The organism is Candidatus Kaelpia imicola (assembly GCA_030765505.1).
Lineage (GTDB): Bacteria > Omnitrophota > Gorgyraeia > Kaelpiales > Kaelpiaceae > Kaelpia > Kaelpia imicola.
The window spans coordinates 57,190-81,601 of the sequence record JAVCCL010000025.1; the positions used below are offsets into that span (position 1 = coordinate 57,190).

27 protein-coding genes, 1 tRNA gene and 2 rRNA genes are annotated in these 24,412 nt (G+C 38.3%); all 30 read right to left on the reverse strand.

What is annotated here, in order from left to right:
• On the reverse strand, nucleotides 1-957 hold the full coding sequence (locus P9L98_04155; protein ID MDP8216492.1) for a hypothetical protein: 957 nt from the start codon (nucleotides 955-957) through the stop codon (nucleotides 1-3).
• The gene (locus tag P9L98_04160; protein MDP8216493.1) at nucleotides 938-2,572 is read right to left on the reverse strand and encodes an ATP-binding protein; all 1,635 of its coding nucleotides are present in this window, start codon (nucleotides 2,570-2,572) and stop codon (nucleotides 938-940) included. Before P9L98_04160 ends, P9L98_04155 begins: the two co-directional genes overlap by 20 nt.
• A gap of 10 nt (nucleotides 2,573-2,582) precedes the next feature.
• Nucleotides 2,583-3,236, reverse strand: coding sequence for a LysM peptidoglycan-binding domain-containing M23 family metallopeptidase (locus P9L98_04165; GenBank protein ID MDP8216494.1), 654 nt, complete (start codon nucleotides 3,234-3,236; stop codon nucleotides 2,583-2,585).
• A 28-nt stretch (nucleotides 3,237-3,264) separates the two neighbouring features.
• Nucleotides 3,265-3,339, reverse strand: a tRNA-Gly gene (locus P9L98_04170).
• Nucleotides 3,340-3,382: 43 nt separating this feature from the next.
• Entirely contained in the window at nucleotides 3,383-4,678 is a 1,296-nt protein-coding gene (gene thiC / locus P9L98_04175; protein ID MDP8216495.1) for a phosphomethylpyrimidine synthase ThiC, read from the reverse strand.
• A complete protein-coding gene (gene thiE / locus P9L98_04180) occupies nucleotides 4,675-5,289 on the reverse strand; it encodes a thiamine phosphate synthase (protein MDP8216496.1) in 615 nt (204 codons plus the stop codon). Before thiE ends, thiC begins: the two co-directional genes overlap by 4 nt.
• Nucleotides 5,286-5,687, reverse strand: coding sequence for a thiamine-phosphate pyrophosphorylase (locus tag P9L98_04185; protein ID MDP8216497.1), 402 nt, complete (start codon nucleotides 5,685-5,687; stop codon nucleotides 5,286-5,288). The genes thiE and P9L98_04185 overlap by 4 nt, the downstream gene beginning before the upstream one ends.
• Complete coding sequence (locus P9L98_04190) at nucleotides 5,663-6,148, reverse strand: adenylyltransferase/cytidyltransferase family protein (GenBank protein MDP8216498.1); 486 nt, start codon at nucleotides 6,146-6,148, stop codon at nucleotides 5,663-5,665. Before P9L98_04190 ends, P9L98_04185 begins: the two co-directional genes overlap by 25 nt.
• A 20-nt stretch (nucleotides 6,149-6,168) precedes the next feature.
• Entirely contained in the window at nucleotides 6,169-6,735 is a 567-nt protein-coding gene (locus tag P9L98_04195) for a D-sedoheptulose 7-phosphate isomerase (GenBank protein ID MDP8216499.1), read from the reverse strand.
• Nucleotides 6,735-7,766, reverse strand: coding sequence for an ATP-dependent 6-phosphofructokinase (locus P9L98_04200; protein MDP8216500.1), 1,032 nt, complete (start codon nucleotides 7,764-7,766; stop codon nucleotides 6,735-6,737). Before P9L98_04200 ends, P9L98_04195 begins: the two co-directional genes overlap by 1 nt.
• A 19-nt stretch (nucleotides 7,767-7,785) precedes the next feature.
• Nucleotides 7,786-8,382, reverse strand: coding sequence for an alkaline shock response membrane anchor protein AmaP (amaP, locus tag P9L98_04205; protein MDP8216501.1), 597 nt, complete (start codon nucleotides 8,380-8,382; stop codon nucleotides 7,786-7,788).
• Complete coding sequence (locus tag P9L98_04210; protein MDP8216502.1) at nucleotides 8,366-8,791, reverse strand: Asp23/Gls24 family envelope stress response protein; 426 nt, start codon at nucleotides 8,789-8,791, stop codon at nucleotides 8,366-8,368. The genes amaP and P9L98_04210 overlap by 17 nt, the downstream gene beginning before the upstream one ends.
• 4 nt (nucleotides 8,792-8,795) lie before the next feature.
• On the reverse strand, nucleotides 8,796-10,148 hold the full coding sequence (gene accC, locus P9L98_04215; GenBank protein ID MDP8216503.1) for an acetyl-CoA carboxylase biotin carboxylase subunit: 1,353 nt from the start codon (nucleotides 10,146-10,148) through the stop codon (nucleotides 8,796-8,798).
• Nucleotides 10,149-10,153: 5 nt separating this feature from the next.
• Entirely contained in the window at nucleotides 10,154-10,588 is a 435-nt protein-coding gene (gene accB, locus P9L98_04220; protein ID MDP8216504.1) for an acetyl-CoA carboxylase biotin carboxyl carrier protein, read from the reverse strand.
• A gap of 2 nt (nucleotides 10,589-10,590) precedes the next feature.
• The gene (gene efp / locus P9L98_04225) at nucleotides 10,591-11,148 is read right to left on the reverse strand and encodes an elongation factor P (GenBank protein ID MDP8216505.1); all 558 of its coding nucleotides are present in this window, start codon (nucleotides 11,146-11,148) and stop codon (nucleotides 10,591-10,593) included.
• Nucleotides 11,148-12,200, reverse strand: coding sequence for a Xaa-Pro peptidase family protein (locus P9L98_04230; protein ID MDP8216506.1), 1,053 nt, complete (start codon nucleotides 12,198-12,200; stop codon nucleotides 11,148-11,150). Before P9L98_04230 ends, efp begins: the two co-directional genes overlap by 1 nt.
• Nucleotides 12,201-12,202: 2 nt before the next feature.
• Nucleotides 12,203-12,643 (reverse strand): type II 3-dehydroquinate dehydratase, encoded by a 441-nt coding sequence (aroQ, locus tag P9L98_04235; protein MDP8216507.1) that lies wholly within the window; start codon nucleotides 12,641-12,643, stop codon nucleotides 12,203-12,205.
• Nucleotides 12,643-12,816, reverse strand: coding sequence for a Trm112 family protein (locus P9L98_04240; GenBank protein MDP8216508.1), 174 nt, complete (start codon nucleotides 12,814-12,816; stop codon nucleotides 12,643-12,645). Before P9L98_04240 ends, aroQ begins: the two co-directional genes overlap by 1 nt.
• Complete coding sequence (locus tag P9L98_04245; protein MDP8216509.1) at nucleotides 12,806-13,243, reverse strand: DUF1844 domain-containing protein; 438 nt, start codon at nucleotides 13,241-13,243, stop codon at nucleotides 12,806-12,808. The genes P9L98_04240 and P9L98_04245 overlap by 11 nt, the downstream gene beginning before the upstream one ends.
• A 33-nt stretch (nucleotides 13,244-13,276) precedes the next feature.
• Nucleotides 13,277-15,763 carry a pitrilysin family protein gene (locus P9L98_04250; GenBank protein ID MDP8216510.1) on the reverse strand — a complete coding sequence of 829 codons (2,487 nt, stop codon included), beginning with the start codon at nucleotides 15,761-15,763 and terminating at the stop codon, nucleotides 13,277-13,279.
• 129 nt (nucleotides 15,764-15,892) lie between these two features.
• Nucleotides 15,893-16,066, reverse strand: coding sequence for a 30S ribosomal protein S21 (gene rpsU / locus P9L98_04255; protein MDP8216511.1), 174 nt, complete (start codon nucleotides 16,064-16,066; stop codon nucleotides 15,893-15,895).
• Between the two features lie 230 nt (nucleotides 16,067-16,296).
• Entirely contained in the window at nucleotides 16,297-18,057 is a 1,761-nt protein-coding gene (locus P9L98_04260) for a hypothetical protein (GenBank protein MDP8216512.1), read from the reverse strand.
• Entirely contained in the window at nucleotides 18,057-18,971 is a 915-nt protein-coding gene (locus tag P9L98_04265) for a hypothetical protein (protein MDP8216513.1), read from the reverse strand. Before P9L98_04265 ends, P9L98_04260 begins: the two co-directional genes overlap by 1 nt.
• 107 nt (nucleotides 18,972-19,078) lie before the next feature.
• Complete coding sequence (locus P9L98_04270) at nucleotides 19,079-19,543, reverse strand: tetratricopeptide repeat protein (GenBank protein ID MDP8216514.1); 465 nt, start codon at nucleotides 19,541-19,543, stop codon at nucleotides 19,079-19,081.
• Nucleotides 19,533-21,659 (reverse strand): hypothetical protein, encoded by a 2,127-nt coding sequence (locus P9L98_04275; GenBank protein ID MDP8216515.1) that lies wholly within the window; start codon nucleotides 21,657-21,659, stop codon nucleotides 19,533-19,535. Before P9L98_04275 ends, P9L98_04270 begins: the two co-directional genes overlap by 11 nt.
• Nucleotides 21,646-21,990 (reverse strand): hypothetical protein, encoded by a 345-nt coding sequence (locus P9L98_04280; protein ID MDP8216516.1) that lies wholly within the window; start codon nucleotides 21,988-21,990, stop codon nucleotides 21,646-21,648. Before P9L98_04280 ends, P9L98_04275 begins: the two co-directional genes overlap by 14 nt.
• 303 nt (nucleotides 21,991-22,293) lie before the next feature.
• The gene (locus P9L98_04285; GenBank protein ID MDP8216517.1) at nucleotides 22,294-22,416 is read right to left on the reverse strand and encodes a hypothetical protein; all 123 of its coding nucleotides are present in this window, start codon (nucleotides 22,414-22,416) and stop codon (nucleotides 22,294-22,296) included.
• A 100-nt stretch (nucleotides 22,417-22,516) separates the two neighbouring features.
• The gene (locus P9L98_04290; protein ID MDP8216518.1) at nucleotides 22,517-23,473 is read right to left on the reverse strand and encodes a S8 family serine peptidase; all 957 of its coding nucleotides are present in this window, start codon (nucleotides 23,471-23,473) and stop codon (nucleotides 22,517-22,519) included.
• Nucleotides 23,474-24,001: 528 nt separating this feature from the next.
• Nucleotides 24,002-24,118, reverse strand: a 5S ribosomal RNA gene (rrf, locus tag P9L98_04295).
• A gap of 84 nt (nucleotides 24,119-24,202) precedes the next feature.
• Nucleotides 24,203-24,412, reverse strand: a 23S ribosomal RNA gene (locus tag P9L98_04300); the annotation flags it as partial.

Consider the following 24,412-nt stretch of genomic DNA (forward strand, 5'->3'; position numbering starts at 1 on the left):
TTAAAATATTATTATTAACGGAACTATTAATAAAAGCAACAGCATTAACTCGTAAGCTCTCTTTAGCTTTCTGGACCTAAGCAGAATAAACAATGTCAATGTTGTTATCTCTACAGCTGCAAGAGTATAGAGATGAGAGAGCGACGCTTCTGAAAGAAGAGGTATCCTGAAAGAGATTACCTCTAGGATAGGTATTATAGCTATATCTAACGCATTACTTCCTATTATATTACCTATAGCCATAGCGTGAGACCTGTTCATAAGCGCTGAAACTGTTACAACAAGCTCCGGCAGGGAGGTAACAAAACCTAAAAACAATGTTCCAAAAAAAACATAGTTCAGCATAGACCTCTCAACAATAATCTTGGATTGAACAACTGTAAGTTGAGCAAAAAACGCCATTGCAATCAAAGCAACTACAAATATAGCCCATTCTTTTAAATAATTTTTGTTATTGCTGGATTCGGAAAAAATGTTATCAGCCTTATTGTCTCTTAGTTCACCTTTAAGAAAAAAGAAGTATAGAATCACTATTAAAATATTCTCTAATCCAAAGTTAAAAAGATTCGGATTAAAACCAGTAAAACTCCTCAGGATAATTGAAACCACAATCAAAGCCTGCAATATTAAGACTATAAATATTCCCTTAAAATTCTTACTTCTCTTTAAAAATCCGCCCTTGGATACAAAAATATCCAGCAATATTAAAATAAAAAGATTGATTAAAAGAGATCCGAATATATTTCCTAAGGCCAGATCAAAAATCTTATTTTTAACAGCAATGGCAGAAGTGAACAACTCTGGCGAAGAGGTAGCCAGAGCAAGAAAGAAGACACCCATAAAACCTTCGGATATTCGAGTCTTCTTTGCTATCAGGTAACCATACTTACAAGATATATAGCCAAACAGAAAGATGGCAATAGCATAGGCTGTGAATTTAAGCCAAGCTATCAACATTATTCTTCCCGGTTACAGAATAAAACTCACAGAGTTTAATTAGAAATTCCATATCCCAAAGCCAAAATCCCATAGTCTTTAGTATTAAATTTACACTGTTACCCCCCAGTTGATTAGGAATAATTGCCACCTTCTGGTTAAATCTTACCTGACTATCTTTAAGTCTCTCTACAATGGTATAACTATCCTGCTCTTTAAACCCCAGGGATACTACAAGGAAGAGCCAGCATCCCGACCCCTCTCTCTTAGCGCGAAAGAGAGTATAATCTTGCCCTTGAAACTCTTTTTCAAAAGAGAAAATCTTAGGCAACTGCTTCCTTTTTCCGGCTAAATCTATAAATTCATTATCGAACCTCAAGATAAGCTCTTTGACAACAGCCTCTATCTCTGAGATCGGCTTATCGCTACAGAAAAGATTGGAACCGGAATTAACGCAGTCCAACTCTCTCTCTAACATCTCCATACGAGTTTTAAAACCTATTCCCAACCCCATAAGATCTGCGCTGTAAGCATAGAGAAGCCATATTCTGAAAAGCGGGTCCTTTATCCGGAAAAAACTGCCATTCTTCTCCAAAAAACCGTTCATAGAATAGCCAGAGTTAGCATAGGAGAGATCCAGCTTCTTAAGGCTCTTTTTCTTTGTATTACCTCTTGCAACCTCAATAATAAAAGGCAGAAATTCCTGAAACTTTTCAACCCCGGGATAATTTCTCAATTTTTCACTGAAAAACCTATAAAGAAAACCTTTATTGTTAATCAGATTCTCCCTAATCATTAGAATGAGGCTTTCAGAATCAAAGCTATCTACATTCTCTTGGACCCAGGATGTCAATATATCAAGATAGAGAGGTACACCCGCAGTTAAAGTTATTAGCCTATCTATGGCAGTGCTGTCTATCTCCTTTATTTTCCTCATTCTGGATTCTATAAACCCTCTAGACTCTTGATATAAGAACTTATCCAACTCCATAATTTCAAAATTGCCAAATAACAGAGAGAACTCTGAATTTAAGACAGATTTAGATCTATCCTGATCTGAACTTATCAATATAAATAGAGCATGCTCATCCAGCATAATATGCTCTCTTAATATCTGCATCCAATAATTTAATTTAAGCTTACCCAGGCCAAAAAATTCATCTATCACAAAGAGAGAGTTCTTTTTAAACTCTTTCTTGATCTTAAGCGGAAGGCGTAATATTGAATCCATCAAAAACTCGTAATTATTATTTTTAAGACCTGCCTCTATGTTTCTTATAATAGGACTGAAGGCTGGATAATCCCTTTCGATAACCCTCCCGCTATCAGCCGCATTATCTATAAGAAAATTACCATCTATTGAGGAAAGCTTACGCAGGGAATGGAGTAAAAATCCTAAAAAACTCTCTTTCAAAAACCCTTCTTCAAGGTTGAGATAGATAGGAAAAAGGTCTCCTTTTAAATCATCGTGGATGAATTTAAGGATGAGCGATGTCTTGCCGATGCTCCAAGGACCCAGAATAGCGAGATTTCTCCTGTAACCATCAAGATAATCGTTCTTTATCTTCTTTAATCTTTTTAGCTCTCTCTCTCTTGAAGAAAACTGTTCTTTTATTACAGGGCCTATTTTTATCATTAAGTAAAAATTATTTTAAAAATTTTAACGGGTCTAAAGGGTTATTCTCTCTTCTTAGCTCAAAGTGCAATACCCCGCTCTCTTTATCAATACAGGATATGAAATCCCCTTGTTTGACATAGTCACCTTTTTTAACTAAAAGAAGATCGTTATAAGCATAGAGCGAATAGAGCCCTTCTCCGTGATCAATCATGACAACCTTATCATAGCCTTTTATATCTTCACCAGAATAACAGACCTCACCCGAAGCCGCGGCAACTACTCTCTGAGACGAAAACAGTCTTATATCTATACCTTTATTAGCTCCCTTAGAAGTTGTATCTTTAAAATAGGATATGACTTTACCTTCAACAGGCCAAATAAAATTAGAGCTGGATATATTCGGCTTTACAGTTCTATCCGGGATATACAACAATTGGCCCTCCTTTATTCTGGAAGGATCTTCCATGTTATTAGCAATTATTACATCTTTTAACTTTACTCCATAAGAAGAGCATATTTTATAGAGAGTCTCTCCGCTTCTAACCTTATGATATTGACCTTTGGCTTTATCCCAGTAAGACTCCGTACAGACTTTAGATGCAGGTAAAAATTCAACACTCCTGCTGCTGGTTGAAGTACAGCCCCATAATAACAGCATAGCAAGAAAAATTATCATCTTCATACCACAGACTTCAAAAGACTCCTATTACTGGAGCGAGTGAGGGGGATCGAACCCCCGACATCCAGCTTGGGAAGCTGACGTTCTACCGCTGAACTACACTCGCTTATTATTTGACTAAAAACCAAACAATAGTCAAAACAGTAAAATTAAACCGCAAATTTTTTATTTAAATACTTCTCTACAATCTTTATAGAACAAAACTTGCTGCACATAGAACATGTATCTTTTATCCCAGGCGGAATTTTATTGTGATACTCTGACGCTTTTTCACTATCCAAGAAAAACTTCATCTGTTCTTCCCAGTCTCTCTCTTTACGCGCTCTATTAACCTTCAGCTCTCTCTGGACTGCCCTCTCCTTACCCCGGCAAAAGTTTACTGCCTGGGCGGCTATTTTAAAAGCCATAATCCCATCTCTAACATCATTGATATCAGGAAGAGACAAGTGCTCTGCAGGAGTGAGATAACATAAAAAATCGGCTCCGGAATAAGCCGCTATGGATGCTCCAATCGCAGCATTTATATGATCATATCCAGCAGCAGAATCTATAATTAGAGGTCCTAAGACATAGAGCGGAGCTCCTCCAATTATCTCTTTTATAGCCTTAATCTCATGCTCAATTTTATTTAGCGGAACATGGCCGGGACCCTCAACCATAGTCTGAACACCGTAATCTCTGGCTCTCCTCACAAGGTCTGAGACTATAAATGTCTCATGGTATTGCAACGAATCCCCGGCATCAAATATTGACCCTGGCCTTAATGCATCTCCAAGGCTTATAGTAACGTCATACTTCTTGGTAATCTCAAGCACTCTGTCAAAATATTCATAAAAGGGGTTCTCTCTCTCATTCACTATCATCCATTCCAGCATTAGAGCTCCGCCTCGACTAACTATATCCAGCTCCCTCTCATACCTCTTTATCTTATCAATACAGTCAGCTGTAATACCGGCATGTATTGTAAAAAAATCTACCCCTTCGCGAGCCTGCCCCTCTAAGACTTCAAAAAAATCTTCAGTTGAAGCAGTCGCAAAAGACCCCTCTCTATCGGAACATCTTGCCGCAGCTTCATAGAGCGGTACAGTTCCAAAAGGAAGGACAGTCTTAGAGATCAACTCTCTTCTTATCTTAGCAATATCTCCCCCGACAGAGAGATCCATTATCGTATCAGCCTTAAGGCGCTCTGAGAGCTCGATCTTTCTGGTTTCAAGATTCAAATCAATCTTATCCAGAGAGGTACCTATATTGACATTTATTTTGACATTCATCCCTTCGCCGATAGCAACCCTGCGCTTATTAGAATGGGCCTCATTGTCAGGTATCACCGCTCTGCCTTTTAATATTTTATCTAATAAAAAATCTTCGGTAACTTCTTCGAAATTCGCAATCTCTTTTATAAAAAGAGGTATATCTCCTTTTTTAATTTTATCTATAAGTGTCATCTGGTTATCACCTTTCTTATCTCGTCTATATATCTCTTCTTATCCCCTGCAGCTTTAAGTGAGGAGATAACAGCTACATTGGAAAAGCCATAATCTCTAACCTCGTTTATATTCTCTAAATTGATCCCTCCTATCGCCACCTGAGGAAGCTTGATATTCTCTGTTATCAATTCTATTTCATCTCTCCCTATTGTTTCAAGATCTTTTTTAGTATTACTCTTAAAGACCGGGCCGATACTAATATAATCTAAATTTAAATCTTTAACATCTAAAGCATCCTGATAACTATGGCAGCTATAACCCAGAATCTTATCCTCTCCCAATATAGACCTAACCTCCTTAGGCAGCAGATCTTCAACTCCTACATGAATACCGTCTGCATCCACAAGAAGAGCGACATCAAGCCTATCATTGATAATAAACGGTTTCCCAAAATCAGCTGCTATCTTCTTAAGAGTAATCGCAATATTGTAAAATTCCCTGTCAGAGAGATTTTTATCTCTTAACTGAATTATATCTATACCCGAAAACAGAAGCTCTTTAAGATATTCTATTTGATCAAATCCCGTATCAGATACTCCATAAATAGTGCAATCTTCAAATATTTTCATATAGCAGCAAAAGAGTCTTTCTCGATATCATAGACCTTAAAACGCAACCTCATAAACTTCTGCTTTAACTGAGGCTTTAAAACCTGAGAAACCTCCTCTAATACTCTTAATGCTTCTGTAACTCTTTGAAAGTTAAACCGCAATATATCATCATACCTGAACTTAGAACCTTTGGCATATCTAAACTTACCTTTATCTGCCCTTAGATCTCTTCTTTTGAGGAGCTCCTCTCTGCTCAATTGCGCTATTATAAGCGATAATGATCTTCTTGTCTTCTTTAGCTTAAGAGCAGAATCGGACTTGCTATAGATAAAGCGCATTATATCTTCGCAGACTCTTAAACCCTCTCTCGCCCTATTGAAATTGGCATCTACTATGCGGAAGGATTCTTTCTGCATATCTTCTTTAAAATAGATGTTGTACTATAACCTTTGAGGTAGGGTAAGAGCTTAACCTTCCCCCCATATTCCCTTAAGATATCTCTCCCCACCACAATTTTATCCCTCCAGTCTGCTCCCTTAAAAAGATAGTCCGGCTTTATCAGGAAGATAACTTCATACGGCGTCGGTTCATCAAAGACGACTATATGATCAACATCCTCTAGTGCTGATAGAACTTCAGCTCTATAATTTTGGTTATTAATCGGCCTACTCTTACCTTTAATAGCTCTAACCGAACTATCTGAGTTTAGACCTACCACTAAAGAGTCAACATGTTTTTTAGCTTCGGATATAAAATCAACATGGCCGGGATGGAGAATATCAAAACAACCATTAGTAAACCCTATAACTTTACCCTCTTTTTTGAGATTTTTGATTCTTCTCTGCAAAAGAACAAGAGAGAAAACTTTATTTTTCATATTTAAGCTTGAAATATAAGTTAAAACAATCCTTCTTCGATTAAAAGACAGAGCAGGTGTGCCAGGGTTATATGAACCTCTTGAATAATTGAGGTTTTCTTTGACGGAACAATGAAATTTAGATCTGAAAGTTCTCTCATCTTACCGCCATCTCCTCCTGTAAAAGATATCGCATAGCCATTATTATTCCTTAAGAATTTTAGAGCCTCTATCACATTGGAAGAGCTGCCGCTTGTTGAAATAGCAATCGCTATATCGCCCTGCTCGTAAAAAGCTTCGAGCTGCCTTTTGAATACAGCTTTATAACCATAATCGTTTGCTAGAGCTGTAAGGGAAGCAATATTGCCGGTTAAGGAGATAACAGGAAGAGGTTTGCGTTCTTTTCTAAACCTGCCAACAAGCTCAGCAGCAATATGCTGACTATCAGACGCACTGCCGCCATTACCAAATATGATCAATTTCTTTTTATCTTTAAAAGCAGCGGTTAATTTTTCAGCAACCTCTTCTATCTTATCAATATTAGCCTTAAAGAATCTCTCTTTGACCTCTATGCTCTCTTTAAAATAGCTCTCAATTATATCTTTCATCAGCCAAAGAAAGTAGCTGCAATACTATAAATTTTATCATCTACGGTCTTCAGCTTACCCAGCACATCTTTAATCGGTATATCGGATATCTCATTACCTTTTAATACTACAACACGCCCAAACCTACCATCATTAACCAGCTCAAAAGCTCTGATTCCATATCTTGTACCCAAGATTCTGTCATATGCTGTAGGTGATCCGCCTCTCTGAATGTGACCTAAGACTGTTACTCTAGTCTCATAACCTGTCTTCTCCTCCAGCCTATCTGCTACTTGCTGACCTATACCTCCTAACTTAATATGACCAAAAGAATCTAAGTTGTCATCTTGAACCACATCAGCTCCTCTTTTAAACTTCGCACCTTCAGCAACCACTACAACAGAGAAGTCTTTACCTCTTGAATGGCGCTTCTTTATCAAGGAGCATACCTGATCCATATCTATCGGCTTCTCGGGTATCAAGATAGCATCGGCGCCTCCAGCAAGACCGGCGTAAAGTGCAATCCAGCCTGCATGTCTGCCCATAACCTCAACAACCATAACTCTATTGTGAGATTCGGCTGTAGTATGGAGTTTATCAATACACTCCATCGCAATATTAACAGCTGTATCAAAACCAAAAGTAAAATCTGTACCCGAGATATCGTTATCTATCGTCTTTGGAACTCCAATGACGGGAAGTTTAAAATCACGGTATAGTTTTGCAGCTACACCCAGGGTATCTTCACCTCCTATCGGTATTAGAGCATCAAACCCAAGAGACTCAAAGTTATCTACCACCTTCTGGATCTCCCCCTCACTCTTATAGGGGTTTGTTCTAGAAGTCCTTAAAATAGTTCCACCCCGATGCAAAATCCCTGACACAGAGTCTATATCAAGATTGACAACATCTTTATCCAATAGACCCTTCCATCCATTCTTTATACCTAATATCTTATAGTTTTCAATTAAGCCTCTTCTTACAATAGCTCTGATTACCGAATTCAAACCGGGACAATCGCCCCCACCGGTTAAAATGCCAATGCTTTTCATCTCTCACCCCTCTCCTTTCTTAAAACTCTCTATAAGGAGGAACAACATCCTGAGGTTCCTCCCCCTGCTTGAGCTTCTTTTTTTTATCTTTTTCACCTATTTTGGATATAAAGACTTTAACGATAACAGGTTCTTCCATTCCAAGCATCTCCTGAACTTTGCTTCTCAATTCAGACTGTATCTTCTCGGTTACAGAGGGGATATTAATCTCGGACAACATTGCAGCCTTAAGAGAGATAACCAATCCGCGCTTCCTAACCGTTACCTTGCTGCGCAGATCCCTTACATCGGGGTCATCTCTCATTATCTTTCTAACATAATCCTCAATAGCAGAGAGAGAGACTAAGACCTCCCCATAATCTGTTTTAAAAGCTATATTCTTCTCTGCAGCCGCACCTGACCATACAAAGTTAAGCAATGCAATCACAAGTACGATAAGCGCTGTCCCAACAAAACCTGCAAGAAGCTTTAAGGGAATAAGCTGCTCAGATTCGGCTAGAATAAAACTTAAATCCTGTTGGGAGATAAAATCCAGAGCATAGAGAACCATAAAGACGCCTATTACAAGGTAGAATAATCCGAACATTAAAAGAACAAACTTAGCCCTCAATTTCATCTTTACCCTCCTTTGACAACTTTTTATCAAATTTTATCTTCTCTATTACTCCGTGGATAGACATATCTTCAACTCTCTCTACTTCAACATTTATTCTCTCGGGAATAATACCTATCATCTGATCAAGCATTCTCTTAATGCTGGATTGAACCCCGTTTACAATGTCGGGAATATTAACACCTAAAGCAACAACTATTGCTATCGAAACCTTCAACTCTCCATCCTTTGACTCATCAATAGTTACTCCGCGTGAGAACTTTTTGCGGCCCAAAAAAGAGAGCAATCCTTTTTTAAAACCACTGGCAATCTTCTCTACGCCTTCAACTTCAAGCGCAGCCTTACGCATAATAACAGTTATAACCTCATTATGTATTTTTACATCCCCATTATTACCTTTCTTAAACTCCATAAACCTACCCTTTCTCTTTCTGCAAGAATCTCTCTACGAAATCAGTATAGTAACTACCTTGACAAAATCTCTCATCCTGAACTATCTCTCTCAAAAAAGGAGTCGTAGTCTTAAGCGGCCTGATTAAAAGTTCGTCTAGAGCACGTCTCATATTTATTAAAGCTTCATCTCTATTCTGCCCATAGGCTATAACCTTGGCAATCAAAGAATCGTAAAAAGGCGGAATATTGTAGCCTGAATAGACATGAGTATCAACTCTCAACCCAAACCCTCCGGGGAAATAGAGTTCTTCTATCTTGCCGGGAGAAGGCAGAAATCCATTGTAAGGATCTTCAGCATTTATCCTGCATTCAATAGCATGACCACTCACTTTAATCTTAGGTTGCGAAAGCCCAAGCTTCTCACCTGAGGCGCTCTTAATCTGTTCTTTAAGAATGTCAACTCCTGTTACAACTTCAGTAACTGGGTGTTCAACCTGTATTCTTGTATTCATCTCAAGAAAATAGAACTTATTATTTTCATCAAGCACAAATTCAACCGTTCCGACATTATCATAGCCAATAGTCTTTACAAGCTTTAAAGCTACCTCTCCGAGTTTCTTCCTTAGTTTACTATTTACCCTGGGAGACGGGCTCTCTTCAATCAGCTTCTGAAACCTTCTCTGAACCGTACAATCTCTCTCTCCGAGATGGATTGCGTTGCCGTGCTTATCAGCTAAAATCTGTACCTCAACATGTCTAATATTTGAAACAAATTTCTCGATATATACATCCTTATTACCGAAGGCCTCCTCAGCCTCTCTCTGAGCAGTAATATAAGCCGACACTAACCTAATATCATTATGGCAGACACGCATCCCCTTACCTCCGCCTCCGGCAACAGCTTTTATCACCACAGGATAGCCGATACGATTGGCAACGGCAATCGCCTCCTCTTCATTGGTAACAGGACCATCAGACCCCGGTATAACCGGAATATTGGCTCTCTTCGCAACCTCTCGAGCCCTAAGCTTATCACCCATTAATTGTAGATTTTTAGAACTTGGGCCTATAAAAGAGAGCTTGCAAGATTTACATACTTCGGCAAAATGATAGTCTTCTGCTAAAAATCCATAACCCGGATGTATTGCCTCAACGTCTGTAATCTCTGCAGCACTTATTATAGCCGGAATATTGAGGTAGCTATCCTTAGACGGCGCAGGACCGATACACAGCGCCTCATCGGCAAATTTAACATGGAGGCATTCCTCATCCGCCTTAGAGTAAACAGCAACTGTCTTAATCCTCAAATCCTTACAGGCGCGTATTACACGCAGTGCTATCTCACCCCTGTTTGCAATTAATATCTTTTCAAACATATTTTTTATTCAGGTATAATTTTAAAAAGAGGGTGGCCAAAATCTACCGGATCACCATTCTCAACAAGAACATCTGCAACCCTGCCTCTATATTCAGATTTGATCTCATTCATCAACTTCATAGCTTCGACAATACATACGGTATCTCCCACCTCTACCTTCTTATTTATATCAGTATAGGGAGCAGCATCCGGAGCAGGGGTCCTGTAAAAAGTTCCGACCATAGGAGAGTTGATATAATACACACCCTCTTCTGCTCTATCTACCTCCTTAATATACTCCTGAGGTTGAGTTTGAGGAGAGAGAGGCTGAATCTCTCTAACCGGCTGCTCTTCTTTCTTACGCAGTTTTATACGCTTACCCTCTTCCTCCAATTCGACTTCAACAAGGTCTTCTCTGTTCATAAGCTCAATCATCTCTTTAATCTTTTTTATATCCATATCTATACCCTCTCTATATATCCAGCGGTTCTAGTATCAATTTTTACAACATCGCCTTTATCTATAAAAAGAGGGACCTGTATTGTAGCGCCGGTCTCAAGCTTTGCCGGCTTTGTCCCTGTCTTGACCGTATCACCCTTAAAACCGGGGTCGGTTTCAATGATCTCCAATTTAACAAACATAGGTAAAGAGAGGACAACTATCTTACCCTCATACATTGTTGCATTAATATGGGAGCTCTCTTTAAGAAAATCTTTTATCTCTTCAATATCATCCGCTGCTATAGCAACATCTTCGTAAGTCTCATCGTCCATAAAATGATAACTCTGAGAATCCCTGTAAATATAGTTCATCCGTCTCTCTTCAACGTAAGCATTGTCAACCTTCTCATCTGTAGAGATAGTACGCTCTATCACCTGCCCATTTGATACATCTTTAAGCCTCACTCTTAAATAGGCTCCGCCTTTACCAGGCTTTGTGTGTGAAAAATTGACAACAGCAAAAAGTTTCTCTTCTAACTTAATCACCATGCCTCTCTTTATCTGATTCGCAGGAATCATTACAATACCTTAAGCCCTCTCTTTTTAACCACAACTACATCTTCTACTCTAACACCGCCAATCCCAGGAAAATATAATCCCGGCTCAACAGTTAAAACCATACTCTCTCTGAATATCTCTTTTGAGCTCTTATTAAAAAATGGCTTCTCATGTACTTCAATGCCTATCCCATGCCCTAAGCTATGCCTTAGGGCAGACTTAAACCCTCTTCGCTCGATTAACTTCTCAGCCTTGGCTGCAATCTCCCCCATTTTAACACCTTCAGATAGAGAAGAGAAAATAAAATCTCTCACCTCTTCAATTACCCCGTAAGCCTTTTTAACTATCTTGGGAATTTTATCCCAAAAGAAGACGTGTGTCAAGTCAGCACAGTACCCCCTAAAGACCGCTCCGCAGTCAATAAGAACAAATCCATCCTTTTTTCTTATTTTTTCAGCTCTTGCCTTTGCATGAGGCAGAGCACTTCTTGCCCCGGAAGCAACTATAGAAGGAAAAGCAGAGCCATCGGCTGCTCTCTTTCTAAACTCAAGCTCAAGCAATCCCTGAACTTCAAGTTCAGTCATCCCGCCCTTAAGGCTCTTACTCAAAGAAGCCAATGAATCTTTCGTTATTTTAACCGCTCTGGATATCTTCTCTATCTCACTCTTATCCTTAATCTCTCTCAATTCAGCTACCGAATCTGAGCCCATAAACTTATGCTTATTGAGATTGTTTTTAAGTTTAATATAACTTGAAAGAGGGATACTGTTTTCAAGAGCAATCTTATGGGGCCTCTTTTTTAGTCTTAACATTTTTATCAACTCATCTACAGGAGAGTTCTCTCTTATAATCTTTTTAAACCCGGGAGCTTTTATTCTATCGAGCTGCTCTCTATATCTTAAGTCGGATACAATTAGATTATCAGAACCGGATTGGGATATAAAGAGAGCTGCCTCTATATCTGAATTTAGAAGATAGCGTACATTGTTGCAATCTAATAAAAAAATAGAATCAAATCCGGATAATGAGAGACTATTTCTTAACTTTAAGATTCTTTTCTGATTTAAAGACATCTTTAGGAGAGGTTTAAGATCTTAAGAGCCGCCTCAAGAGCAAGCAGATAACTATTCTTACCAAACCCCGAAATCTGCCCGCGGCAGACCGGCGCTATAAGCGAGTTGCTTCTAAACTCCTCTCTGGCGTAGATATTTGAAAGGTGAACCTCAATAGCAGGCAGAGCAGATGCCTCTATTGCATCTCTTATTGCTACAGAGGTATGGGTATAACCTGCGGGGTTTATAATGACCAAGTCAAACTCTTCCCTGGCTTTACCTATCTTTGATACTATATCTCCTTCTGAATCAGACTGAAAGAATTCAATATCCGCATTATTACCCCGGGCAATCTCTTTTAACTCCGAGTTTATCTCATCCAATGTAAAAGTTCCGTAGATATCAGGCTCTCTCTCGCCCAGCAGGCTCAAATTAGGACCGTGAATAATCAATATCTTAACCATTACTCATCCTCATTGTAAGGGAAGGCTTCATCGATAAGCATTACAGGTATACCGTCTTTTACAGGATAGAGCAGTCTGCAGCTCCTGCATAACAGACCCTTCTCTTCAATAAGCTCTATATCGCCTTTACATTTAGGGCAGGCCAAGATATCAAGCAGCTCTTTATTTATCATCCTTACTCTCCGCTTTGTCTTCTATTTTATCTTCTACGATCTCTGATTTGCTATCTTTCTCTACCTCACCTGAATCCAAATCTTTATCTTTAGGTTCTTCCTCTCCCTCTGCATTCTTCTCTTCCTTATCTTCTTTCTTTTCCTTATCTTTCTCACCTTGAATCTCCACATAGACCATCTTAAGATAAGAAGATAGCTCATCTATTATCTTCTGCTCATCATCCTTAAGGTTACCCTCTGTCTTCTCTTTAAGCATATCCAGAGTATCTATTATATAGCGAACCTGCTTGGGGTTTACCTCTTTACGCTTTGTAAGAGGATTCTCTATCTTACCCAGCCCCACCAAGCACTCTAAGCCTAAACCGTTTATAAAATTAACAAAATTTACTTCCCAAACTTTGTCTTTTATATCTTTATTTTCTTCCATCTTTTATATTTTACACCTTTTTAACTCTTTTTTCTACTCTTTTTCAATCCTGCCTACCCTGATAATAGCCGCTTTCAGAGGGTCGATATAAACCTCTAAGAACTTAACAATATCTTCTTTGCTAACCGCAGCTATCTTCTCTAAATATTGATCTATCTCACGATAGCCGATTCCTAAAACCTCATACACGGCTGTCCGAAAAGAGATTGAAGAGTTGGTTATTATATCTCTTAAATAACGGCTCCTTAACATCTCCTTAGCATCTGCTATCTCCTTAACGGCTATATCTCCGCTCCTGATCTCACTTAATATCAAAAGCATCTTCTCTAAAACCTGCTCTTCTTTATCCGGTGTTGTTGCAACATAGAAACTCATAATCCCAGGATCAGGGCCTAAGAACAACATCCCGCCTAAAGCATAAGCACCGCCCAGCTCTCTTCTGATCCTGTTAAAGAAGAGTGAGCCCTGGCCTGTAACCATCATCTGTATCAAATCCATAACATATCTATCATCCGAGGATATCTCCGGAACCATAAAACCGATCTCAACCAATACCTCTCTTTGAGGTATAAACTTATCTACTCTCTTCTGCTCACCTGGGTAGAGATCTCTTGTTTTTGAGAACTCCGGCTCAATCCCTCTCCATTCCCCAAGCTCTTTCCTTAAAACCTTTTTAACGCTATCCTTGCCTATATCACCTGCAACCGATATCACACAGTTAGCAGGAGTAAATACCCTATCTTTGAAGTTGTATATATCTTCCATCTCTAGTGACCCTACTGACTCTACTGTTCCATCCGGCATCATCCTGTAAGACTGCTCTTTAAATATAGCCTCACGCATAATCTTGGATGCCTGATAGAAAAGATCTATCTCAGAGTCTTTTATCTTCCCAATTTGAATATTCTTAATAACCTCTAAATCGTCTTTCTTAAATTCGGGGTTCTTCAGGAGGTTTGCCGTTAGACTTAATACTTCGGATATCTCCATCTCCGGTGTCTGAATCGAGAATCCAATGCTGTTATTTCCGGATACCGGCTTAACGACAGCCCCCAGGTCAAGGAATCTCTGCTCTATCTCAGATGTTATAAGCAGGTTGGGCAGAATTTTAGAGATACCGTTTATATCTTTATCCTCAGCCCTTAATCCGCCTTCAAAAATAACTGTAATTGCAGTAAGAGGTGAAACATCGGAGTCAGAGAGAATAACTCTAAGCCCGTTATCGTAATCTATCTTCTCAAAACTCCTTTTCTTAAACTTAAGCCTCTCCTGCTGCTCTTTTTCTACTTCAGGGATAAGTTTTACCTCAACTGCTCTCTCTAAGTTTAAGTATCTATCAGCTACTCTACTCAGACCTTCCTTATCTATAGATAAAAACCTATTTAGGTATTTTAGGTTGTACTTATAATCCGATGCTAAGCTCTCACTCCTTGATAAACTCTGCGCAATATCAATAGGTCTCTCCTGCTCTTTTAAGAACTCAAACGAGACTCTCTTTTTAAGACGCCGGATCCTCTCATCATTAAAACCGCCTCTCTCTATCTCAGAGAGAAACTTTTTAAACTCTCTCTTAAAATCTCCAATATTTTTATCTTCAAGAACCACAAAGAATCCGAATAGACCTTGGGAGTAAGGCGTATAGCTGACTGTATCTATCGAATAACATATTCCTCTCTCTATAAAACGCTTATAGAGAGGGGCATCTTTACCCCAGCTTAGATATTCAGATAAGAAATCCAAGCTCTCTAAATCCGAATGAAACATAGATACACCGGGAAAGGATATAAATATATAACTGACCTTACCCGGGTAATGCTCTGTATATTCTAAAGGATGACTTCTCTCTTCATCAGGAAAAGACTCTTTCCTAATACAGCCGGGTTTAAGTTTAGAGATTAAACCCTTTAAGCGCTTATCAACCTCTTTATAGTCTAAATCACCTGTAATAGATATGACAGCATTGTTGGGAACATAGTTCTTACTGTGAAACTCTATCAAATCGTCCAGAGTAACTTTTTCTATAAGCTGGGTCTCACCGATTATCGGATAACCATAGGGATGGTCCCTGTAGGATTTCTTAAAAGCAATCTTAGATATTCGGGATGAGGGATTATCATCTCTAAACTTGGCCTCTTTTAAAACAACCTCTCTCTCTCTGGAGAAAACCTCCTCAGTTAACTCAGGGCTAAACATAGCAGGGATAAAGATCTCAAGAGTCTTGTTTAGGTTTTCCTTAGGTACTTCGAAATAATATAGCGTATGATCAAATGTAGTATAGGCATTGGATGACGCCCCATACTCTCTCATCTTATCCTCTAAATCCTTCCTGCCTTCAAAGACAAGATGTTCTGTAAGATGGGCTAAACCTGAGCCTAAAAACTCAGCCTCATCAGAGCTCCCGGTAGCAAAACATATCGATACCGCAGCTATATCAGAGGGAAAATGCTTATAGATGAACTTGAGACCGTTATCATATTCTTTCAAGTTAACACCGCTATAAAAACCATCCATATTCTTCATAACCCACTCCTTAAAGTGATTTAAGTTATCTTTAAATAACGGGATAGCAGAAAGAAAAAACAGAAGAGATAAAAACCTTATATGTTTTCTGTAAATTCCGGTAAACACTTAAAGTATAGGGAAAGGAGTCTATTTACTCCTGCGTTTTTTCTTCATCATCTTTCTGCGCTTGATTTCACTAGGCTTCTCATAATGCCTAATGGCGCGCAGAACCTTCATCAGGCCTTCCTGCTCAACCTTTCTTTTAAAACGGCGCAATGCCTGATCCAGGCTCTCGTTTGATCTAACTTCTACCTTTGCCACTAATTATCACATCCTTTCCGTTAAATTTTCTAAATTATAATTATTGTAACCATAAAAGTCAAGATGAAAGGGTTTAAATGAAAGGGTTTTAAGTTTCTGAGATTAAACAGAGTATCAAAACAAAATCATTATGATATTAAAACCTGCAGAGATTTAATAATAGAAAAACTTTTATTTCAAATGTTCAAAAAAATGACTAAAAACATAATCTTTACTTCTAAATCAAAACTTTAATTCGCTCCCAAGTCTTGAAGAATAAGATCTAATACTTCTATTACATCATCTATTACATCATCTACATCATCTATTGATAATGGAGGAGTGATCAAACCATTTAAAACAGCTTCTTTTATCATTAGAATTGCTTGCTCCTGAAGCTCTTCAAGATTATCTCCTGCTATAGATTCCAATGCTTTATCAAATTCCATCTCATTAGCAGCCGGGATAATCACAGCCATTACCTCATTTGTCATTCCTAAATCAGCATGCATGATATACTTAACTGTCCATTCTGAAAATTCCATTATATTTGTCAAAAAATCCTCTAGCGGCATTTCCGCTATGTTTGCAATCTCTTCACTGTATAGACTTAAAAAATAACTCTGACCATCAGCTATGGTTATATTAAACACACCGCTTAACTGCTCATCAGTCAACAAGCCTAAAGAAGCAAGATATGCTCGGGCTACGGCTTCTCCTCCATTATCAAGCGCTAACCTGTAACCATTGATATGGTCTTCGCTTAACCCGTAACTTGACAACTTACTTCCCTGATTTTTCAGAATTCCCAATCTATTGTCTGCAAGATATGCCTCATCTATAGCTCTGTATTCTTCCACCGCTTCTTCAGCCCAATCCTTAACTGTATTAATTCTCGCAAGTACTGAAAATTCCTGCAATTGTTTTTTAACTTGATTCGCTATTAGAGAAGTATTATTGGGAGGAGTTCCAGGATCTGGAGAAGTTCCAGGATCTCGAGGATTACGCTGGGCGGCAGGATTAGCAGGATTAGCAGCAGCAGGATTTAGTAAATTTCCATCTGCATCATAAAGATGATAACTAATTTGGTCCCCAGTTACAGGATCATAAAACATATCTACGGAAGCAACGGTGCCAGTGGAATCTTTCACTTCAGCTGCCGTAATATTATTTCTTTCCGTATCAAACCATCGTACTCCTATCATAGACTCTAAACCCCATATTTCCTCTCCATTTTTCTCAACAATAACATCTCTTCGAATTTCTGAAGTGAAAATAACCAGACCACCAGCATCTTGTGTTATATCAAAAAATTGACCCTCTCTTGTCCCTGAAGTTCCATTATAAGAATCTTCGTTAAATAGCGAATACTCCTCTAATAGTTTAGACACAGTTGGTTCTTGCCCAGCTTCCGTTGGTTCCACCGTTGTTGTTTCTTTTTTTCGCATATAAACCGGTTCTAAGCTACCATCATTATTGATGTCTCGCAAAACAGTAAAAGTCTCAGTAGTAACAGTATAAGCAGGATTAGTATCAGTAGCAGCATGCGGCTCCTTAATCTCATTTGTAAGAACAATATCTTCTTCAGTGAAATCAGGGACACTTTCCGGTTTTATTCCACTATCAGGGAACTCTGAAATCTGAGAAATTAAGGCTTTCAAATCATCACTATACTGTTTTGCAGCATTAAGGTCGCTAAAATGTGCTACTTGGACATTATCTGGGTCTATACCATTTCGCAGAGCTGCAGCTTTAACAGCACTCATTATAGGATCATCTTCTGCTACATCGACAAAGGTTGGTGGTGCCGTCTCTGCTGGCGCTGCTTCTGGAGCTTCTTCCTCTGGTAGTGGTGCTGGTACTGTTTGCGGAATATATTCGTAGGGGTCGCCAGAATAATAACTACCGCCATAATAGTAGCCATCCGCTATATTGCTAAAGAAAATCGGTAGCAAGAGAAATAAACTTGCTATTAAAATCAATCCTGTGTGTTTTTCTTTAATTTTTTCCATTATTGACCTCCTACAAAAGTACCGCTAAGAGTGGTTGAATAATTGTCAATACCATTCTCGAACCATTCAGTATCTACCACAAAAACCGTAGTCGTAATACTGGTACCCGTATGATCTGTTACTATTGTTATAGAACGCACTAATTGACCCTGATTATTATAGGCTCTATTTGTTTCCGCTCTAGCCTGATTAACATTTATATTACCACCATATAAGTTTGCTACATCTTCAAGAGTTTTTCCTGTTTCGTTTAAAACCTCACTGTTGGTTTCTATAGCAGCTATTAGCAAGTCCAAGTTTGACCAATCTATACTTTCACGATTTACCACCTCAATATACAACGAATTGTACCCCAATAGTTCACGGTCATCAATATTATCTTCCGGATTAGGGTCACCGTATTCAAAATCAGTACTCAAATTCAGCGTAATAGTACCATCTGCAGCCACAACGGTTGTTAACTGCCTATATGTCTCTCCATTTATAGTCCATGCTTCTGTTACTTTTAAGCTATCTTCACCATTCTCATCTGTAATTGTTGATGTTGTCCGAGTATAATTTCCATCAGTGGTTGATTCAATGAATGATTCAAAATGGAATACCCTTTGTACCCACTGCTCTTCACCGTTAACCAACTCCAATGTCCAAACAATTTTATCACCGGCCTTACCATATATCTCCACACCATCAACGATCATGCTTATTTTCCCACTCGTTTCTGCAGTAAAATTCCATGCGTTTATTGGGGCACTATCTCCTGGTGGTGTAACATTTGACGGCGGATCCTGCCAAACTACAGGTAGATTGTCAACTTCAGGAGGAAGATTCCAGTCGCCCGAAACCTCAAAAGCAGATATTGAAAGAATAAATAAACCTAAAACAACTCCGCATGTACTTCTTAATATTCTCTTCATCTTTCTACCTCCCTTGTTAACTGCATTAATTTGTTTTATCATTTTTCTTCACTTTAATTATACCACATAAATCTATTTTTGTCAAACATAACCATACCTTTTTAAAACTATTCATATACTTCCATCTCCTTTTCGCAGCGCTGAAGAAAAGTAAGAAACCACTTTGGAATATTGTATCCCAGCTTCACGGCTTTGTTATAACCCTTCTTTGCCAATTCTATACTTGGTTCTTCCTTCTTAAGATAAGCCACAGCTATAGCATAATTGGCTTTTGGAGAGTCAGGGTTTAATTTTAAAGATTGATTAAGCGAATTTATCGCTTTCTCAAAATTGCCTTCTTCCATATAGCATATCCCTAATTCACGCCAGGCTTTGGCATATTCAGGATTAAGTTTTAAAGCTTCCTCAAAGCAGTTTTTTGCCTTAGCAATATCTCTATTTATATAATGCAATCTGCCTGATTTAAAATATTCTCCTGATTCTTGAGCTGCTGCTGGTTTTTGCAAAAATGCTGCAAAACCTATTAGCATTAGAAGAAGACCTATTGAATTAAATTTCTTTTTAAGTTTCATTATGCCACTCGTCTATTTGTTCAATTGCAATTTCTAATGCATCCTCAAAGCTCATACCATCATTTTCTGCCATAATATCTGCAACATATCTTGCCCCATCAATAAGAACAGTCATGTCATCATATATATTAAAGGAACCGTAATAAGATTCAACCGCAGCCCTTAATCCCTCATCATTCAAAGCCTTATAGACATTTCTTCCGTATTCTAAGGCCTCTTGATAAGAGAGATCACCTCTTAGATTGCTAACGATAGAAGTATTTATTGCTTCACCTAAACCGTCATATATAATCCCCAATGTTAGAGCAATAGTTATTGCATCTGATGAAGAATCTCTATATATCTCTAACGACTGAATAAGCTGACCGAAACTGTTGTATTTTATCTCTTCCTTATGAATATGAGTAACAATACCCGGGGCTACGGAACTAACTCTATCTTCATCATATTCTATTACTTGACCCCAAGAATTATACTGTGTGTTTAAACGAGTTATTGTAGTAGTAACTCCTTCTGTAGTAGTTGTCTGAGTATAGCTAAGCACACGGCCGTTATCATCATATACCATATCAGACATTTCTAACATCACAGTCTTAGACTGATCTGAAGCAAGGTGGTCTATGGTAGTAATCTCTTCGGTATAACCTGTAACCTGCTCTAACTCGTTGTAAGTAGTACTTGATCTATTCGTTGTTGTAGTCGTATCTATCTGATGTACTACCCCCTCTTCATCAGTATAACTTCCATATCTATGAGTAACTTCAGTATAAGTCGTGCTTAAACCTGAATCCCATTCATCCTCTTCCCAATCCCACACAGACGGCTGATTATAACTTATGTTAGTTTTTTCAACGATTGTAGTTAAATCCGGAGCAGCTGAATTATGGATAGTCTCATAAGAATATACCGTCTGACCATCGACAGAATCTCTTTCAAACTCCGTAGTAATTACCAGGTCAGGATTGGCCTCATCAGTTGTAACCGAAGTACCTGTAGTATGGCTTTGATTACTCTTGGTGCCGCATTCCGTCTGAACTCCATACCCGTCATAAGTAGCTTTCCAATCAGTCTGAGAACTACCGCTAGAACTATAGTCTGATACAGTCTTTCTACCGGGATATCCTGCATAAGTAGTAGTAGAGTGTCCTGTACTATTAAATGTAGAACTGCCTTCATAGCTTATCATCTGCCCTAAAGTGTTGTACTTCATATTGGTAACAACGCTGTGGGAGCTGCTCGTAGATGTAGTCACGGTTGTTTGTGAGCCGTCTTCACTGGTATCGGTATCACTTCCTGAACTCGTACTATCTGAAATATATCCAGTTCTCTGCCCGTAAGAATTGTAAGTTATACCGTATGTATGAGAGGTATATTGATTATCCTCGGTATCAATTCCGCTCTCATTATATTCAATTATTTGATTCAGCTTATTATAGCGGATATTGGTTCTATCAAAAGAGTATGTTCCATCCTTATTGCTGCCTTCTTCATGATAGCTGCTCTTATTACCATTCTCATCATATATTATATTGGTTATACAAGACTCCCTATGTTCGTCCTCACCATCGTAAATCTCCGTATAGCCGGTAACTTGATTATTATCATTAAAACTGTTATAGATTCTCTCTAAAGTATAATGGTTGTCTAACCCCTCTGATGCACCCTCATCCGGAAGACCTACTGCATGCCCCTCTTCATAATAACGGACTACTCTATCAAAAATCTTCTCATCGTACTCAACCTCTATATGAGCATATACAATCTTATCCGGTGTAGTAGAATCATATCTTTCCTCATCCCAACTGATCTCCCGGCCTTTGCTATCATAGCGAATATTCGACTTTATCGTCGTAACAAACCCTTCTTCACCTTCATCTTCCTGTTCACTATCTTCTGATTGTTCTCCCGAATCACCCTCTAAAATAGGCTGCATCTTTTGATCATCATTACCGCTGCTCACCGGAAGCCGCCCTTCTCTATCGTTACTCTCTTCAGACTCTTCTGCAAAGGATATAACACTATTAAATAAAAATAACACTACTATAACATTCGCAATTATTACCAAATATTTATATCCATTCTTATCCATTTTTTCGTAAAACCTATTCGCCTTCATCTTGATTTAAATTTAATTCTTCCAAATCTAAAGGTCTAACACCTACAACCTCGTCCCCTTTTTCATTATATGTATATTCAACAGCTTCTATTATAGTTGTTTCACCATCAGGCCAATTAATCCCCCTAATCACAATCTCAAAAGGAATAACCGGAATACTCTCTCCTAGATTATTAATCATTTTATCTTGTTCTCTACCATCTATTCTAGTTTCAGGCATAACACCTGTACGAGGTTGACCGGTAGGATCAGCACAGTATCCAGAGATACTCAATCCAAATAATAGAATCAAACTTAACAAAATTTTAATTTTCATATCTCTTCTCTCCATCAACAGTATTTATAACACATAAATGTCTGACTGTCAAACTTACTAAAAATTTTTTATAACTTTTTAACCAAAAGTTACATCTTGAAACTTTTGTTGCTTTTAAATACATTTTTAACATCATCTGAAATATTATCTCTCTCATTGCTTCACCTTGTCTATTTACAATCAAAATCCATGCCTGAAATATTAAAAAACTTACATTTTATCCTCTTTGATAGTAACATCTTAGAGCTAAAAAATATCTCTTGCCGTCTTAAAACCCTTTTTTACTGTAACTTTAGTTGCAAACATAGATATTACTCTTCATAGACCTAAACTACAGTTCTGCCAGTCAACATCAACTTTAGATTCACCTGATATGGGGAGTATAATAACTACAGGTGAGAGAATTATCGAGATCCCAAAGATAACAGCTCTATTTATCATAATTCCATCTTCTATTAAAACAGTACAACTTAAACCTCTCTCTGCTGCTCGTCTAAGTATAGACCCGGGTTTAAGATTGTCGACTTGAAAAACAGAATCATCAAAAAAATCTTCCGCTTACTCCCCTTCCATTATATATATAAGGAGAAAACCTTCTCTCTGAACCGCTTCTTGGGATAATAATAGGCCTGCTTGGGTTAATCTCTGCTTCACCTTTTCTTGAAAAAGGCACAAATATAGATTTAACAAAATTAGGATTAAACCTATCCATAAAAATGCTTCTCACCAGAAGAAACGCAAACAATCTATAAACAATTTCGCTATCAGAAACAATCTGTTTTGGAGTCCGGCTGAATGGCTTACTCACAGTAATATTCGGTAGACCAACGACTTTATTATTATTCCTATCATTATTTAAAATTATCCTTGAAGCTTCATAAGCCCCAATATCATTCTTATCCATAAGATTAGCAATATCACCTGCAACATGCGGAGATGAGAACGATGTACCTGCATACTTTGCCGGCGCCCAGACTTTTCCAAGTCCGGAATATTCAGCCGCTATATATCTCTTGCTACGGTAGTCGTACTCAAGCGCTCCAACCGATATTACCCCGGGTAATGCCGCAGGATAATTTGTAGAGTATGGGCCGTCATTACCAGCAGCCGCAACAACTACTATGCCTGCATCTTGAGCATCTTTGATCGCATTAGCTAAGGATTGAGAATAATGAGAAGAACCCAGGCTCAAATTTAAAACAACCCCTTCATTGCGCAGCTTACTATCACTCTCCACCTTATCAATAACATCCTCAATGGCTGAGATTAAATCAGCATTAGAAAAATAACGGCTATTGAAATATTTTTTATTACCATTTTCTGAATACGTCCAATTTTTAAATATAACATCAGCATCGGGTGCCCGCTCCTGGATTATATTACGAACCTCATAACCATGACCATTATATGTAGAATCGATAATAAAGACAGTAGACGCGAATGCAGATACTGACAGCAGAACCAACAAAGAAAAAACTACAAATACCCTTTTTGCCATCTTCCCTCCTTAAGCCAAATGTAACACATATTAAGAAAAAAATCAAATTTAAAAATAATTTAAAAACAATAAGCCCCATGTTTTTAGAAACAACCTGGTATTTGATATCATTGTAGTATAATCACATCTGAACCTTTTAATAAAATTCCAAACCACAAATAAAAGTTAACAAAAAACAAACGCTTAACAGAGAAAATTTGCCCACTTACAGATGGCGAAAATTCGTAAATTAGACGGCTTAATTAACCCTCTTCAGACTCTTTGTAACTTATATTCTATAGGAACAAACTGGTTGACGAAAATTTATTAATATCCAGTTCCATTCTTTTAACAAATCGCAAATTGATATATTCTTACATAGACATCTTTTCAACCGTCTTCAGGGAATCAAGAGAGGTTTTTAGATATCGAGTATTTGAAATTTTCGGCTGCTGCTGCGAAAGAGTTGGTTATTCAAGTTTTGTTTTAACATATTAACCACCACATTTTCAATCTTTATCAAAGTTTTTTATAGTAAGAATAAAAAAAACCTGGCAGCGTCCTACTCTCCCACCCCGTCTCCAGGGCAGTACCATCGGCGATACCGGACTTAACTTCCGTATTCGGAATGGGAACGGGTGTAGCCCCGGTTCTATAACCACCAGGAATATTTTATATATTATTGCTATCAGCCTATAGCTCTTAAGGCTATAAGCTGATTTTATTAAAGGATATAAAGTTATAAGTAGGGCGGTCAAGCCATTCGGCATATTAGTACCCCTCGGCTAAAACCATCGCTGGCCTTACACCTGGGGCCTATCAACCTCGTAGTCTCCGAGATGCCTTATCTCTGACCGAAGTCAGAGGGGATGCCTAATCTTGGAATGGGCTTCGCGCTTAGATGCCTTCAGCGCTTATCCGCACCGAACATAGCTACACGGCATTTGCCCTTGACAGAAC